We start from the raw sequence: 16,025 nt of genomic DNA, 5'->3' as shown, positions 1-16,025 counted from the left end.
TCCATCCACCAAATTCTACGAGCTTTGCACCCAGTTGTTTGTGAATTTCATATAAAGGAGTATGTTTCATTATTTTCCCCCCGCGTGATGATTCTTGCCCTAACCTGCCCATCCTAAATAATAGGGAGGTGGTATTAAAAAATATAAATGGAGGGGGTGCCTATATAAACAGGAAACTACTTTGACCAGAAAAAAATAGAGGACCTTTTTTGAAGCCCTACTCTTACCCGAGACAATTGCAAAAGACTGCTAAATTCGTCTGCGGACGAATTTAGATTAGCTCCCACAATTTCACTTCCGAAAAGCCAAGTAACTACTCCTCTGCCCGCGTTTCACCAGCATGCGTACAATATCCCCATTCTTAATTTTTGAAACCGTCTGATTATAATCCTCCAGACTATTAATAGGATTGCTATTGATTTCCAAAATCACGTCCCCCCCTTGTAAACCCACCCATTGTGCAGCTGAATCTTGGCCTACACGGGCCACCAGCACCCCTTTTTTAGATCTCAAACCCAATTCTTCCAGTTCATCTATTTTGGGTTCTCGAACCTGCAAACCCAGTGTCCCTGAGGCTTTTTCGGATTGAGCCATTTGTTTTTCTGCAGGTTCAAGCTCCGTAATTTCTACCATAAAATTTTTCTTTTGCCCTTTACGGATAATTTCCACAGGAACTTTTGATCCCACAGAAGCTTGAGAAACCTGAATGGGTAAATCGTGGGCCCCCTCAATGGTTTTTCCGTTGAAGGAGACAATCACATCTCCCACCTCAATACCTACTTTTTCTGCGGGCCCCCCAGGGTTCACACCCACCACCAACGCGCCCTTATCGTTGGATAGACCAAATGACTTCACCAAATTTTCATCCATCTCCTGAATTCCAACGCCTAAAAATCCCCGACTCACCTTGCCTTTTTTTTCGAGTTGCGGGGCCAGATTTTTGGCTACATTGATGGGAATGGCAAAACCAATTCCTTGGCCGCTGGCAATAATAGCGGTATTAATTCCTATCACCTCCCCATTCAAATTAAAAAGAGGGCCACCTGAATTGCCTGGATTAATCGAGGCATCTGTTTGAATGAAATTGTCATAAGGACCAGCCCCAATGACACGGCCTTTGGCAGAAACAATCCCCGCGGTCACTGTTTGTCCCAAACCAAAAGGGTTTCCCACCGCCACCACCCACTCCCCAACTTCCAGCGGATCGGAGTTTCCAAGCGGAACAAAAGGAAAGTGAGAAGCGCCCTGCATTTTAATCACGGCAATGTCTGTTTTAGGATCCGTTCCTAAAATTTTCGCCTGAAATTTTCTACCATCATCCAACTTTACCTGAATTTCATCGGCATCCTGAACTACGTGATTGTTGGTCAGAATGGTTCCTTCTGCATCAATGATGAAACCGCTCCCCAAACTACTTTGGCTCTGTTCTTGAGGGGCACCAAAGAATTTGTTAAAAAAATCATCAAAGGCAGGATTCCGATAATTTCTGGGAATGCGTTGGCGAACAATATGCGTGCTAGAGATATTGACTACCGCGGGTTTTATGCGTTTCACCATCTCTGTAAAAGAGGGAAAATTATTTGAAGAGTTTTTTTGGGAAAAAGAATTTGGAGCAGGAGTCGCATTAAGCGCTTTTTGGTCTTCCGCCTTCGTTTTTTTTGTAAAATCAAAACTGCAAGCAAACAAAAGCGCAAGTAAAGCCGAAAAAAAGGCTGTGACAATTAAAGTACTTTTTGAATATTGTTTTCTCATGTTTTTTTCTCTCCTATGTATCGAAGTCTCAAGTCGGTGAGGATCACCTGCAAAAGCTGATCTTCTTCTTGAGTTAAATTTCCTTTAGTTTTTTCTTGGATCATTCCCATTAGATCAAGACTATGCTTGGCCTGAGGGAGATCTTTTTCAACTTTCCCCGTAAAAGGGTTTGGGGAAAGCCCCAGACACATCTGCACCGAACTGGCCAGAGAAAGAACAAAGTTTGCAAAATTGACAGGAGGAAAAGCAGAGGACCCTTTGGAAGAAGGAATCTCTTCCTGAGTACTACCCCATTGATTTCTAGCTTCTGTTTGGATATCAGAGGGGTCGAAACGCTCGGTGCCATCAGGGTTAAAGCTTCGATGGTCATTTACTTTTATAGAATCTTTTTCATTTTGGTTCATATTTTTGCCCCCAACGCGGTTTTTTTTTTTTGGTTTTGAAATTAATGATGCCTTTTGGCGTTGTCAACCTTAAGGCTTGAACATTTCTTTACATTAAATATAGGATGCGAATTCCATGAAAAAACTTTTCACATTATTTTCCATTTTTTATCTCCTTTTTTCCTTTCCCGCCTGCGGCAAAAAACGGCCCTTTGGGTTTACCGGAAAAGAAAACGAAGAGCAGGCCTTCAATAAATGCGTAAGGCTTTCTTCTAAAAAACAGTTTCAAGAAGCGGTGGATTGCCTAGAGATCTTCAAAAGCCGCTATCCCGACTCCAAATATTCCGGTGAGGCGGAACTGAGAATTGCCGACACCTATTTTGCCAAAAAGGAGTATCTCCTTTCCGCCGAGACCTACTTATTGTTTGCAAAACTACATCCCACCAGCGAAAAACTGGATTATACCTTCTACCGCGCCGGCCTCTGTTACTGGCATGCGGCCCCAAAATCCGTGGATAGAAATCAGGAAAACCTGCCGGAGGCCGTAGACAATTTTAGAACGGTGGTCTCTCAGTATTCCACCTCCCCTTACGCCAAAATGGCAAAGGTAAAATACGACGAGGCCCGCCGAAGAATCGCCAATCGGCACTATTATATCGGTAAACTTTACTATAGGTGGGGGGAATATCTGGCAGCCATTCCCCGCTTTAAAGAAATCATCGATCATTATTCTCATTTGGGATTGGATGAAGAAGCGCTTTACTTTATGGCCATCTCTTACAACAATCTAGGCAAAATAGAAGAAGCGAAAGTAGTGGCAGAGCTAATGAAGGAAGAATTTCCAGACTCGAAAAGAACTAAAAAAATAACGAATAGGTTGAAGAAATCCTAAGGAGAGGAATTATGGATAATAGTACGGAACTTTTCAAAGAAGGGGTCCAGGCATTTGAGAAAAAGGACTACGTGCGAGCTGAAAAATGCTTTGTGGCTCTCCTGAAAAAAAATAAAAATTATGCAGACGTTTATAACCGTATGGGAGTCATTTACCATTCCCGGGGAGAATTCACTCCGGCCATTGAAGCCTTTGAAAAGGCCATCAAGATCAATCCCAATTACACCGAAGCCTTGCTGAATTTGACCGTACTCTACAACGATTTGGGCCAATACAAGAAGGCCTCTGCCCTTTATAAAAGGGTGTTTCCAGCCACTTCCAAGCGCAAAAAAGAGAAGATGGATCCCTTTATCAAAAATAAGATTGCCAATAAACATGCAGAGCTGGGCGATATCTACGCGGGCATCGGATTACATCCCGAATCTATTGTACAATACGAAACAGCCTTGAAGTTAAGGCCCCAGTTTTTGGACATCAAACTCAAGTGGGCACTCAGCTTGCGTGAGGAACGGAAGCATACCCAGGCCATCCAGATTTTAAGCCAAATTCTAAAATCCAACCCCCGCTTTCATCAGGCGCGTGTCCAATTGGGCGTCACCTACTTCGCACAAGGCGAAAAGAAAAAGGCAATTGATGCCTGGAAGGCTGTACTCAAGGCGCATCCCAACGATGAATCGGCAAAGATGTATTTGAAATTGGCGGATGAACCGCAATCGACCAAAGCAAAAACAAAGTAGTTTTTGTATAATCCCCTCTCCCTCCACGGGAGGGGGCTAGGGAGAGGGTGTCCCCTTGATTCAAGTCACTTCCGTTCACAAAACGCTAGGCTCCAAGCCCGTCTTAAAGGATCTTTCGTTCACCATCAATCCCCATGAAATTGTGGGCTTCCTGGGGCCCAACGGTGCCGGCAAAACCACCACCATGCGCATTTTAACGGGGTTTTATCTGCCGGATTCTGGAAAAGTGGAAATTGAAGGTTACAATCTGGAAGGACAAACTCTCGAAGTAAAAAAAAACATCGGTTACCTTCCCGAAAACAATCCCCTTTGGGAAGATCTTGAAGTCGCTGAATCCTTGGAACTTCTGGGGAACTTGCATCAATTGAGTCCTGCAAGAATTACTTCTCAAAAGAAAAATCTCATTGAGCGTTGTGCACTCGGCAATGTGCTGGGCAAAAAAGTACAGGAACTCTCCAAAGGCTATAGACAACGCCTGGGGCTGGCCCTGGCACTGATCCACGATCCCAAGGTCCTTATTCTGGATGAACCCAGTACGGGCTTGGATCCTCATCAGATCATTGAAATTCGCTCTCTCATCAAGGAGCTGGGAAAAGAAAAAACCGTTCTACTTTCCAGTCATATTCTTCCCGAGGTACAAGCCCTCTGCTCTCGGGTGTTAGTACTGCATCAGGGCAGCATCGTCGCCTCGGGAAGCCCGGAAGAGCTTGCTCATAAGGCACAGGGCGTTCTGAAACTAAAACTCAAAATTGAAGGAAATAAGGCAGACATTGAGCACAGTTTATTGCAAAAATTTCCTGTAAAAGAATTGAAACATCTCTCTTCCGAAGAAAACTGGCATCGCTATGAAATGAGTGTGAGCCCCTTTGAAAACTTGGGGGAAAATATATTTAATCTCGTTTTGGAAAAAGGCTGGAAACTTTCAGAACTGGGCTTTGAAGAAAATTCTCTGGAGGACATTTTTCTGAGTTTAACCGCTTCCCCTCTCCCCTTAAATCACCTATGAATCCCATACTCACCCTCACCCAAAAAGAACTCAAAAGCAGCTTTCGCTCGGCCGCAGCCTATGTCTTTCTCGCTTCTTTTCTCATCCTCACGCACTGGGTATTTTTTAGAACTTTTTTTATCAATGGCCAAGCCAGCTTGAGAAGCTACTTTCAGTTTGCCCCTTGGGCCCTGCTCTTTTTTATTGCGGCCATTTCGATGGGAAAATGGTCGGACGAAAAGCGCCAAGGCACTCACGAAATTTTACTCACGCTTCCCCTCTCAGAAAACAGCTTGATCCTGGCCAAATTTTTATCCGGGGCCTTGTTTCTACTCTTAAGTCTGATACTCAGCCTTCCCCTGCTTTTCACTTGTTCTTTTTTAGGAAAGCTCGACTGGGGGCAAAGTCTGGCGATGTATTTGGGGCTCTATCTGCTTTCGCTTTCGTTTTTGTCCTGGGGCCTGCTCTGCTCTGCCCTTTCAAAAAATTCCATGGTCTCTTTCATTTTGTGCGCAATGGCAGCTTTCTTTTTTTACATCCTGGGAGACCCGTTCATCTTAAGTTCGGCGCCTCCAATGCTGATTTCCACACTCAGCAGTATCAGTCTGCAGACCCATTACGCCAATCTGGCCCGCGGAGTGCTGAGCCTGAAAAGTTTGATTTATTTTCTGAGTTTTATTTTTAGCGCCTTGCTCTTGAATCGTTTTGTGGTGGGAAATCTGAAAAAAAAATCTTCTCTGGTCCTCACTGTTTTGATCCTGGCCATTGTCGTGACCTTCAATCTCATTGCCTCCAAAAGCAGTCTTCGCTTCGATTTCACCCAAGAGAAGCGCTATAGCTTGTCGAGCTCCACCGAAAAAATTTTAAAAAATTTAAACGACAAGGTCGTCCTCAAACTCTATCTCTCCAAAGAACTCCCGCCAGCCCTCACCCAGGTGCGGGAAGACATTTGGAACACCTTGTCGGAATATCAAAATCTCTCCGGACATAAAATTTCCATCCAGGAAATGGATCCGGCTACAGATCCTGAAGAAGAAAAAAAGATCAATCAACTGGGCATCCCGCCCGTCCAACTCTCTGTGATTGAGAAAGACACACGAGCCTTAAAGAAAATTTATTTAGGCCTGGGAATTTTCTACGAAGATAAAAAAGAAATGTTTCCGGTACTCAGCGAAGCCAGCAATCTGGAATATCAGCTGAGCTCTGCTCTTCTGAAACTGACCAGCAAAAAATTGAAAAAAATTGGAATTGTGGTCGATGATAAAGATCTATTTGCCAAACAATACGCCATCCTCAAAGAAAGTCTGGAAAAAACTTATGAACTTCAACTTTTAATTTCAAACCAGGATTGGGATCTCAAAAATTTTAGTTCTCTTCTTTTACTCTCACCCCAAGGCTTGAATGAGAAAAATATCTCTTCGCTCGAAGAATATTATCATCAAGGCGGACACCTGATCGCCTTGGTGAATCGAGTCGAGGTGAATACTGAGCTCGAGACCAGAAAAACTCCGAGCAATTTATTCGAGCTGCTTTCAAAACTGGGGATTCAGATCAACGAAGATCTGGTCTTGGATGCAAGCAATGCCCCCGCAGCATTCGCTTCTGGCAACATGCAATATCAAATCGCCTATCCCTTTTGGGTAAAAGTCACTCCCGAGAACTTGGACAAAAAAAATCCCATCACCGCTAACCTGCAGTCGCTGGTATTGCCCTGGACTTCTTCCCTTCAAGGGGGCTCTCAAGTCTTGGCGAAATCTTCGCTAGAAAGCAGCCTTCAAAAATCGCCCTTTATTCTTCAGCCTCAAGCCGTTGCCCAAATCCCCTTACAGGCCCAAAACAACAATACCCTGATCGCCTTGCTACAAAAGGAAAATGCCTCGCTGCTCGTGGTGGGCTCCAGCCGTTTTATGGAAGACGATTTTTTAAGGATGTTCGAAGACAATTTGAACTTCTTTCTCAATGCCGTGGATTGGATGAGCCTGGGAGAGGATCTGATTCATATTCGCGCCAAAACCTTGGTAGACAGGCCTCTCAAGCTGCTGTCAGAAAATGAAAAAAATTGGATTAAGGTTTTGAATACCTATGGAATGGCTTTCGTCGTGATTGTTTTGGGATTGTTTTATAATTATCGAAGGAATAAATCGCTGCAAAACTTATCTCAGCAAATTTGAGATCCACCGTTTAAAACAATGCCAAAAAATCGCTCTATTATTATTCTTTGCCTTTTACTGATTAGCTTAATCTTGTATTATTTTATCCCCCATCCACATTCTAAAAAATCCGATTCAAACCAAAATTCATTTTTCTCTTTTCCTTTTGCTTCCAGCACAGAAATCGAAATTATAAAAGGCCCCGAACAGATTATTCTCCAACAACAAAATGCGGAATGGAGACTAATGGGTAAAGGGAAAAACTACCCAGCGGATGAAGAAAAAGTCAGATCCTTTTTAGAAGAATTAAAAAATATAAAAATAGAGGCTGTTATTTCTGAAAATCCAGAAAAATATAAACTCTTTCGCGTCGACGAAAGTGGAATCAAACTTCAGCTGAAAAGTTCCACTCAAAAACTCAATTTTCTTTTTGGAAAGCGTAGCGCTGACTTTAGCTCTCAATATGCAAGAATTCTTCAAGAGAAAACCCCAAGGGTATACGCTCTCAAACATCGTTTGGACGAACACCTCCTCTCACCTTTTAATTTTTGGAGAAAAAAACAAATTTTTACTCCGGATTTAAGCGCCATCGATTTCGTCGACACTCAGCAGCTGCCTTCGCTAGACACGGGATTAAATCCTCCCAAAGCCAAAATTTTAGTACCAATTCCCAACCAAGAAAAACCTGCAGAATTGCGACTTGGAAATAAAACCAAAAATGATCTTTATTATTTACAACTCTTCGGATTAAAAGACTGGGAAGGAGAAGTTGTACTCATTAGTGAAGACAGTGCCGAAAAACTAAAAAGCAAAATATGAAAACCCTAGCCCTCATCGCCCACGATGGAAAAAAAGCCGAAATGGTGGCCTTCGTCAAAGACAATATTCAGCTGATTCGGAAATTTAAGCTGATTGCCACAGGCACCACCGGCAAACACATACAACAATCCGGCTTGAAGGTCACAAGAGTCAAAAGTGGCCCTCAGGGAGGCGATGCGCAAATTGCGGCCAAGATTGTTGAGGGAAAAGTAGACGGAGTCATTTTCTTGCGAGACCCTTTGGGCCTGCATCCCCATGAACCGGATATCTTCATGCTGCTTCGCTTGGCAGATGTCCACAACATCCCTCTGGCCACCAACCTGGCCTCGGCGTCTATCTTAATCCGAGGTTTGTAAAAAAAAAGAATACAGTAAAAAACACGAACAAGAAACAAGAAGATGATTATTCCGACAGGCTCCTAGGGGAACACCTTATACTTCGTCTCCCTTAAAACCAACTCCAGCAACAACAAAACCAGCGCACCAATCAAAAAACCCAAATAGAGTTCCTGATACTCTTGATAATGCTTCACTTTGGCCTCGCTTTTTTCCATCTGATCGATCGTGCTGTAAATTTCTTTTAATCCCTCCACATTGCTCGCATGAAAATATTTTCCACCGGTGGTGTTGGCAATTTTTTCCAGGGTTTCTTCGTCGATGTCCACTTGAACCATCATGCGTCGCATACCGAACATTGTTTTTTGAGGATAGGGAACCAGGCCTTTTGTCCCAATCCCTATCGTATAAACTTTGATGCCAAACGTGGCAGCAAGTTCGGCCCCTTTTTCGGGCGTGATTTTTCCGGCATTACTTTTTCCATCCGTCAGCAAAATAATAATCTTGGATTTGGATTTCAGATCTTTGAGTCGTTTCACCGACAAGGCCAGGGCATCCCCAATCGCCGTGGCATCGCCGGCTGCACCCACTTCCACCTCATCCAAAAAGGAGAGTAGCACGTCATAATCGAGTGTCAGCGGACATTGAGTGTAGGCCATTTCCCCAAACACCACCATGCCAATGCGATCGCTGATTCTCTGTTTGATAAAATCCACCACCACCCCTTTGACGGCCGTGAGCCGGTCTACTTCTTCATCCTGAATTTTGAAATCCAGGGCCTGCATACTCCCGGAGGTATCCAGGGTAAGCATGATATCCACCCCTTCGCTGCTGATTTCCGTTTTTACGTTGGCGAGTTGGGGTCGCGCCAAGGCAGTGATGATCAAGACAAGAGCAAGCATGCGAATGAACCAGGGAATCCAGATAAATGGGGCAGAAGAAGCTGAAGCATCATGGGGAAGTAAATCGTTGGAAGAAAATAAAACAAAAGAGTGCCTTCTCTTTTTTTCGAAATAAAAAAGTAGGGGCAAGAGGAGCAAGAGTAAAAAAAATAGAGGATGTTGAAAACGTAGCATAGATTATTTTTCGTCACTGTTCAGGTAGCTCTTCCAATTGCTGCGGAACTCGCAACTATTGGAAGTGAGGAAAACAAAAATTGCGTCACCCCCGAGAAATCGGGGGCCCATTTGTATTTTTTCTCAAGGATTGCTCGGCAGTCCTCGCAATTTCCAGAGCTACCTGAACAGTGACTATTTCTCAATAAACTCCTTGAGAACCTTTTTTAATTTTTCCAAACTTTCTGAAGTCGGGTTGGACTTGGCAAACTTCACCAAATCCATTTCGCGCAACAAGAAAAGTAAATTGAATTTTTGCTCTTCAGAGAAAGATTCAGATTGCTTAATCTTCGGAGTTAATTCCTCGGTCGTGGCATCTACGGCCTCAATGGCATATTCTTCCTGTAAAAAAGTCCTCAAGATTTCGCTCATGCCAAAATAATATTTTCGATACTGATGGCGTTCGAGTAAACCCGAGGTATTTAATTCTTCTATTTTTCTCAGGGCCTTTTCTCGCGGACTTTCTGTCTGCGTCACTTTAAGGGGAGGAGGATTTTCGATATTTTTTTTACGCCTGAGAAAATAAAAGACCAGGAGGGCAATCAGAATAAGCATCGCCAAAAACACGAAAAGCAGGGGCCATACATTGGGTGGAATGAGGGGCTTGATATCCAGAATGTCGGTCATTTGGTCGACGGTCATAATCGTTTTTCGCGCTTCCTAAACAGTTCGAGTAATGGAGTGGCATAGTCCTTTCCACTTTCCAAAAAACAGGCATCCACTTTTTGGGAGCGAAACAATTCTTTTAGCGCCAACTGCCTTTTTATTTTTTGCTGGAATAAATATTCTTGAAATCGTTGCCCTCGACTATCCAACCAGCAGCTTTCATCCGTTTCCAAATCTTTAAATTGCATCCAACCCAAAGGAGGAATTTTTTCTTCCAGGGCATCACTCATCGCCAAAGCAATCAAATCGTGCTTTCGGGAGGCAATGCCCAAGGCTTGCTCATAATTTTGCGCCAGAAAATCAGCCAAAAAATCAGAAAGCAAAAAACAAACGGAGCGCCGGCTCACCACCTTGGCGGCAAACTCCAAAGCGCCTTTCAAGTTTGTCTTCTTACCTTTGGCCTCGAAACTCAAAATTTCTTTGATCACCTGCCAAACATGCCCTGAGCCTTTTTTGGGGGGAATGTATTTTTCAACTTCTTCGGTGAAAATCATCAGACCAATTTTATCGTTGCTGCGCAAAGCCGCGTAAGCCAGCAGGGCCGCAATCTCCGCGCACACTTCCCTCTTCTGCTTTCCACCCGAGCCAAAACTTTGCGAGGCCGAGGCATCCACCATAAAAAATACCGACAGCTCGCGCTCCTCGCGAAACACCTTCACAAAGGGCTTTTCCATGCGGGCCGTGACATTCCAGTCGATACTGCGAATATCATCCCCAATCTGATACTCACGCACTTCTTCAAACTCCATCCCCCTGCCCCGAAAAGCGCTTTCGTATTCGCCCGCAAACACCTCATTGGCGAGGTATTTACTCTGAATATCAATCAGTCGAATTTTTTGAAGGACTTCTTTTGAGAGCACTATGCCTACCTCACCCTGCCCTCTCCTACGCTAGGAGAGGGGATATTATGGGACTTCCACATGATCAAAAATTTTCTGCAAGATCTGATCGCTACTCAAATTTTCTGCCTCGGCCTCATAGGTTCTCATCACTCGATGACGCAACACATCGAAGCCCATCGTCTTTACATCCTGCGGCGTCACATAAGCCCTACCTTGTAAAAAGGCATAGGCCTTGGCCGCCTGAAAAAGATTGATGGAAGCACGAGGCGAGGCGCCAAATTGGATGTAGCGTTCAATTCCAATCTTGAGTTCGGCGGGATTGCGCGTCGCAAAAACAATTTTCACAATGTATTCTTTTACCTTTGGATCTACATAGATAAGATCGACCACTTCGCGCACTGCCCGAAGGGATTGAGCACTGAATTTCGCACTCAGTTGCGGCTGATTTTGCCCCGCCACCCTGTCAATAATGGCGGCTTCTTCGGCCGGCGTCGGATAAGTAATGTTCAATTTCAGCATGAAACGATCGACCTGAGCTTCGGGCAAGGGATAAGTACCTTCCTGCTCGATGGGATTTTGGGTTGCCAACACCACGAAAGGCCGTTCCAACTCAAAGGTACTCTCCCCAATAGTCACCTGTTTCTCCTGCATAGCTTCTAGTAAGGCCGATTGCACCTTGGCTGGCGCCCGGTTGATTTCATCGGCCAAAATAATATTGGCAAAGATAGGACCTTTTTTCACCCCAAATTCTTGAGTCTTAGGATTGTAGATTTGAGTGCCGATGAGATCGGCCGGCAACAGATCGGGAGTAAATTGAATGCGCTTGAAATGCACATTCATCACGGTGGCCAAGGCCTTGACGGCCGTCGTTTTAGCCAGTCCGGGCACCCCTTCCACCAGAATATGTCCTTCGAGCATGAGCCCCATCACCAGACGTTCAATGAGGTAACGCTGACCAATAATGACCTTGTTTACTTCGTCCAAGACACTGGTCATGATGGGTTGGAGTTTGTTTACCTTTTCGGTAATTTCGGGGATGGTAAATTGCATGTAAAAAATCCTTTCTCTTTCATTCTGCAATTCCCCTCCCCCTTGAGGCATAGGTATCTACACATCTTTTGATATTTCCCCCTCTTAAGCTAAGAGGGGGTTGGGGGAGTTATGGAAAACCTTGCAAAATTCAGGGCTTCTCTAATTTGCAAAATCTTTCATAACCCCTCCTAACCTCCCCTTAGCTTAAGGGGAGGGATCAGCAAGAGTAACAAAATTAGTATCTTGCTGACTTGTGTAGATACCTATGCCTCAAGGGAGAGAGGACTTATACAATAAATTTAAACCTTATTCCCAAAACCTCTTCTTCTTTTTCTTCGAGGCTTTCTCTTCTCTAGACGCTTCTTCAGGCGCTTCTTCTTGCCCCAATTCTCTGGCCAATTCTTCAAACAATTCTTTTTGCCGCGCACTCAACTTTTTGGGGGTGCGCAACTGCACTTGCAAAATCTGATTGCCTCGATGCCCTCCACGCAGTTCGGGAAAACCTTTGCCCTGAAGGACTATCGTCTCACCGGCGTTAATACCTTTGGGAACTTCCACCTCCATTTCACCCTCGACGGTCTTCACCTTCAGGCTAGCGCCCAGAGCGGCCTGGGGAAAGGACAAGGGAAGATCCACCCAAATATCCAAACCATCTCTTTCAAAAGTTTCATCTTCTTCAATACGAACCACCACATACAAATCCCCCGCAGGGGCACCTTCTGTCCCAGCAGAGCCCTCTCCTTTTAAAACCAGACGATTGCCTTGATCAATCCCTGCAGGAATTTTTATTTTCAGCTTCTTTTCTTTTTCTACCAAACCCTGGCCCTGGCAGGAACGACACAACACTTTGATAAGCTGTCCCTGGCCTCGACAAACCGGGCAAGTACTGGAAACGGTAAAAAAGCCCTGGGAATGAAACACCTGTCCGCTGCCTTGGCAATTTTGACAATGAGTAGGTTTGGAGGAGGCTGGATATCCTTTGCCCCCGCAGTCCTCACACAAGGTGGGTTTTCGAATTTGAATTTCCTGTTCCGTGCCATGATAGGCCTCTTTAAAACTCACCGTCACTTGAACGCTCAGATCCTGGCCACGCCTTCCCCGCTTGCGCCCGCCTCCGCGACGTCCTCCGCCCATGCCAAAAAAATCTTCAAACACGTCTCCAAACGATTCAAAAATATCTTCCACATTGCCAAAGCCATGATGAAATCCCCCTCCATCCAGACCTTGGTGACCATAGCGATCATAAATCTGTTTTTTCTGATCGTCGGAAAGCACTTCGTAGGCCTCCGAGGCAAACTTGAAATTTTCTTCGGCCTTTTTATCCCCTGGATTACGATCGGGATGAAATTTCATGGCCGCTTGACGATAGGCCTTTTTGATCTCTTCGGAGGAGGCCGTCCGGCTCACACTCAGAAATTCGTAATAATCTGTTTTTTTCATTGGATCTCGCTTGAGTAAGTGTTTTTTCAGAGCAGCCCTTTAATCAAATCCTCGCACTAGAAACAATCTAAAAAAAAGAACTGCCCCACCTTGACTTTAAAAAGCCGGAACTTATCTCTACAAAAGAACTAGGGCTTGATTCATGGAAATCAAGTCCTTACCCCAATTTTTTTATTGAAAGGAAATTTATTTATGGCGAAGTCAAAAATTATCGGCATCGATCTGGGAACCACCAACTCTTGCGTAGCCATTATGGACGGCAGCGAGATCAAGATCATCCCCAACCAGGAAGGGGCCCGCACCACACCTTCTGTAGTTGCTTTCACAAAAGATGGGGAAATCCTGGTAGGTCAGGTGGCCAAGCGCCAAGCGGTCACCAATCCTGAAAATACCATTTTTTCAGTCAAACGTTTTATGGGCCGCAAGCAAGATGAAGTAGATCACGAAATCCATTTGGTGCCTTATAAAGTGAGCAAGGGCTCTAATGGTGATGCAATGATTGAGGTGCAAGGCAAAAAATTCTCTCCTCCCGAAATTTCTGCAAAAGTTCTGATGAAGTTGAAACAATCGGCCGAAGATTATTTGGGAGAAAAGATCACTGAGGCCGTCATCACGGTGCCTGCCTATTTTAACGATTCTCAACGTCAGGCCACCAAAGATGCAGGCAAAATTGCCGGTCTGGATGTGAAACGTATTATCAACGAACCTACCGCGGCCGCCTTGGCTTATGGTTTCGATAAAAAGAAGGACGAACTCATTGCCGTTTACGACTTTGGGGGCGGTACCTTTGATATCTCTATTTTGGAAGTGGGTGAAAATGTGGTGGAAGTCGTATCGACCAATGGCGACACGCATCTGGGTGGAGACGACCTCGATCAAAAAATCATCGATTTCCTCATTGCCGAATTCAAAAAAGACCAGGGCATTGATGTCAGCAAAGACCGTATGGTCTTGCAGCGTCTGAAAGAGGCAGGAGAAAAAGCGAAAATCGAGCTTTCGAGCGCGATGGAAACCGAAGTGAATCTCCCCTTCCTCACCGCCGATGCCTCTGGCCCCAAGCACATGAACGTGAAGATGAGCCGTGCAAAGCTGGAATCTCTGGTGGATGACCTGATCACGCGCTCTTTCGTGCCCGTTAAAAAGGCCCTGGCGGATGCAAACAAAAAACCTTCGGACATCAAAGAAGTGGTCTTGGTGGGTGGACAAACCCGCATGCCTAAAATCAGGGAGGAAGTGAAAAAGTTTTTTGGCAAAGAACCGCACATGGGGGTGAATCCCGATGAAGTGGTCGCCGCCGGAGCCGCCGTACAAGGGGGCGTGCTGACAGGCGATGTCAAAGACATGTTGCTCTTGGATGTCACTCCCCTCTCATTGGGAATTGAAACCCTGGGAGGCGTGCTCACGAAAATTATTGATCGAAACACGACCATTCCCACTCGTAAATCTCAGGTGTTTTCCACTGCGGCAGACAGTCAGCCCAGTGTTGAAGTTCACGTCTTGCAGGGCGAGCGCGAAATGGCCAAAGACAATCGCACCCTGGGGCGCTTTATTTTGGATGGACTGCCTCCAGCCCCTCGCGGCGTTCCTCAGGTAGAAGTCACTTTTGATATTGATGCCAACGGTATCGTGAGCGTTTCTGCCAAAGACAAGGCCACAGGCAAAGAACAGAAAATCACCATCACTGCTTCCAGTGGTTTGTCGAAAGAAGAAGTCGATCGAATGGTACGTGAAGCCAAAGACAATGAGGCCGATGATAAAAAGAAACGCGAAGAAGTAGAGGCTAAAAACCAGGCCGAATCACTGGTGCACGCCACCGAAAAAACCTTGAAAGAAAATAGCGATAAAATTTCTGCAGACGACAAAAAAGCCATTGAAGATGCGGTCGCTGAATTGAAAAAAGCCATTGAAGACAACAACGCTGAGGCCATGAAATCGGGCGTTGAAAAAGTAACCCAGGCCTCCCACAAAATGGCAGAAGCCATGTACAAGGCCAGTGCCGCTGAAGCCGAAAAAGCAGGAGCTGCAGGAGGGGCAAACCCTTCGGATGCTGGTGCAAATACAGAAGCCAAGAAAGATGAAAATGTGGTGGATGCAGAGTTTACGGAGTCAAAAGAGTAGGTTTATGCATATCGAACAGCATTTTACCGGCTCAAAAATCATACGGGATTTAGTATTAGGTGTTTCGGATGGACTCACCGTGCCTTTTGCCTTGGCAGCGGGCTTGGCCGGGGCAGAGCTCAATCATTGGACTATTATTATTGCTGCCCTGGCTGAAATTGCCGCCGGCTCCATCGCCATGGGGCTGGGTGGGTATTTGGCTACTAAAAGTGAAGCGGACACTTACAGCACAGAGCTGGAGCGTGAATACCGGGAAACCGAAGAACTGCCTCATCATGAAGAAGAGGAAGTGAGAGAAGTGTTTTCGAATTATGGTTTGAATGGAGAAACCTTGGAATCTGCTGTGCACGCGATTATTTCCAATAAAGAAGCCTGGGTAAAATTTATGATGAGAGAAGAGCTGGGCTTGGAATATGTAGACCCCAAGCGGGCCTTGCCCTCAGGCTTAACCATAGGTGGGGCCTACATCGCAGGAGGAATTTTCCCCTTGCTCCCCTATTTTTCAAATCAAATTTCAACACACCAAGCGCTTTTAATTTCAATGATTATCACTTTAATGGCTCTCGGCTTGTTTGGATGGGTAAAGGCAAAGTTCACAGGAGTAAACAAAATTCGTTCTGCATTTCAGACGGTAATTGTGGGAGGAATAGCGTCTGGTGTGGCTTTCGGGGTGGCAAAGTTGATTACAAATCTCGCCCCTCATCCCTACTGATTGAATCAAAGATCACCCTCTCAAGGGAGGAGGGGACTTCCAATGAA

The 16,025-nt window shown here is 45.2% G+C and carries 15 protein-coding genes; 8 read left to right on the top strand and 7 right to left on the bottom strand.

From position 1 onward, the window contains the following. Window positions 1-291: 291 nt before the first annotated feature. Window positions 292-1,752 (bottom strand): DegQ family serine endoprotease, encoded by a 1,461-nt coding sequence (locus HQM15_08890; GenBank protein MBF0492883.1) that lies wholly within the window; start codon window positions 1,750-1,752, stop codon window positions 292-294. After that, window positions 1,749-2,156 (bottom strand): DUF1844 domain-containing protein, encoded by a 408-nt coding sequence (locus tag HQM15_08885; GenBank protein ID MBF0492882.1) that lies wholly within the window; start codon window positions 2,154-2,156, stop codon window positions 1,749-1,751. Before HQM15_08885 ends, HQM15_08890 begins: the two co-directional genes overlap by 4 nt. Before the next feature lie 115 nt (window positions 2,157-2,271). Here HQM15_08885 and bamD point away from each other — a divergent pair, with 115 nt between their 5' ends. The 6 genes from bamD to HQM15_08855 are packed head-to-tail and all read left to right on the top strand — an operon-like array spanning window position 2,272 to window position 8,074. Continuing rightward, window positions 2,272-3,027: an outer membrane protein assembly factor BamD gene (gene bamD, locus HQM15_08880; GenBank protein MBF0492881.1), complete on the top strand. Its 756-nt coding sequence runs from the start codon at window positions 2,272-2,274 to the stop codon at window positions 3,025-3,027. Between the two features lie 11 nt (window positions 3,028-3,038). Then, the gene (locus tag HQM15_08875; protein MBF0492880.1) at window positions 3,039-3,764 is read left to right on the top strand and encodes a tetratricopeptide repeat protein; all 726 of its coding nucleotides are present in this window, start codon (window positions 3,039-3,041) and stop codon (window positions 3,762-3,764) included. A 55-nt stretch (window positions 3,765-3,819) separates the two neighbouring features. Continuing rightward, window positions 3,820-4,770 (top strand): ATP-binding cassette domain-containing protein, encoded by a 951-nt coding sequence (locus HQM15_08870; GenBank protein MBF0492879.1) that lies wholly within the window; start codon window positions 3,820-3,822, stop codon window positions 4,768-4,770. Further along, window positions 4,767-6,920, top strand: coding sequence for a Gldg family protein (locus HQM15_08865; protein MBF0492878.1), 2,154 nt, complete (start codon window positions 4,767-4,769; stop codon window positions 6,918-6,920). The genes HQM15_08870 and HQM15_08865 overlap by 4 nt, the downstream gene beginning before the upstream one ends. 18 nt (window positions 6,921-6,938) lie before the next feature. Further along, window positions 6,939-7,718, top strand: a complete 780-nt coding sequence (locus tag HQM15_08860; GenBank protein ID MBF0492877.1) for a DUF4340 domain-containing protein — start codon at window positions 6,939-6,941, stop codon at window positions 7,716-7,718. Next, window positions 7,715-8,074: a methylglyoxal synthase gene (locus HQM15_08855; protein MBF0492876.1), complete on the top strand. Its 360-nt coding sequence runs from the start codon at window positions 7,715-7,717 to the stop codon at window positions 8,072-8,074. The genes HQM15_08860 and HQM15_08855 overlap by 4 nt, the downstream gene beginning before the upstream one ends. Window positions 8,075-8,136: 62 nt before the next feature. On the opposite strand, the gene HQM15_08850 is transcribed toward HQM15_08855, so the two are convergent. The 5 genes from HQM15_08850 to dnaJ form a co-directional block, all read right to left on the bottom strand. Continuing rightward, entirely contained in the window at window positions 8,137-9,129 is a 993-nt protein-coding gene (locus tag HQM15_08850) for a VWA domain-containing protein (GenBank protein MBF0492875.1), read from the bottom strand. Between the two features lie 174 nt (window positions 9,130-9,303). Then, on the bottom strand, window positions 9,304-9,810 hold the full coding sequence (locus tag HQM15_08845; protein ID MBF0492874.1) for a hypothetical protein: 507 nt from the start codon (window positions 9,808-9,810) through the stop codon (window positions 9,304-9,306). Beyond that, window positions 9,807-10,694, bottom strand: a complete 888-nt coding sequence (locus HQM15_08840) for a DUF58 domain-containing protein (GenBank protein MBF0492873.1) — start codon at window positions 10,692-10,694, stop codon at window positions 9,807-9,809. The genes HQM15_08845 and HQM15_08840 overlap by 4 nt, the downstream gene beginning before the upstream one ends. Window positions 10,695-10,739: 45 nt before the next feature. Next, the gene (locus tag HQM15_08835; GenBank protein ID MBF0492872.1) at window positions 10,740-11,726 is read right to left on the bottom strand and encodes a MoxR family ATPase; all 987 of its coding nucleotides are present in this window, start codon (window positions 11,724-11,726) and stop codon (window positions 10,740-10,742) included. Between the two features lie 288 nt (window positions 11,727-12,014). Next, entirely contained in the window at window positions 12,015-13,148 is a 1,134-nt protein-coding gene (dnaJ, locus tag HQM15_08830) for a molecular chaperone DnaJ (GenBank protein MBF0492871.1), read from the bottom strand. A 192-nt stretch (window positions 13,149-13,340) separates the two neighbouring features. On the opposite strand from dnaJ, the gene dnaK reads away from it, so the two are divergent. Beyond that, window positions 13,341-15,266 carry a molecular chaperone DnaK gene (gene dnaK / locus HQM15_08825; GenBank protein MBF0492870.1) on the top strand — a complete coding sequence of 642 codons (1,926 nt, stop codon included), beginning with the start codon at window positions 13,341-13,343 and terminating at the stop codon, window positions 15,264-15,266. After that, a complete protein-coding gene (locus tag HQM15_08820) occupies window positions 15,238-15,978 on the top strand; it encodes a VIT1/CCC1 transporter family protein (GenBank protein MBF0492869.1) in 741 nt (246 codons plus the stop codon). Before dnaK ends, HQM15_08820 begins: the two co-directional genes overlap by 29 nt. The last annotated feature ends 47 nt before the right edge of the window (window positions 15,979-16,025 follow it).

Source organism: Deltaproteobacteria bacterium (assembly GCA_015233135.1).
GTDB lineage: Bacteria > UBA10199 > UBA10199 > JADFYH01 > JADFYH01 > JADFYH01.
The sequence above is the reverse complement of the archived record's forward strand: the minus strand, read 5'-3'. Positions and strand labels throughout refer to the sequence as shown.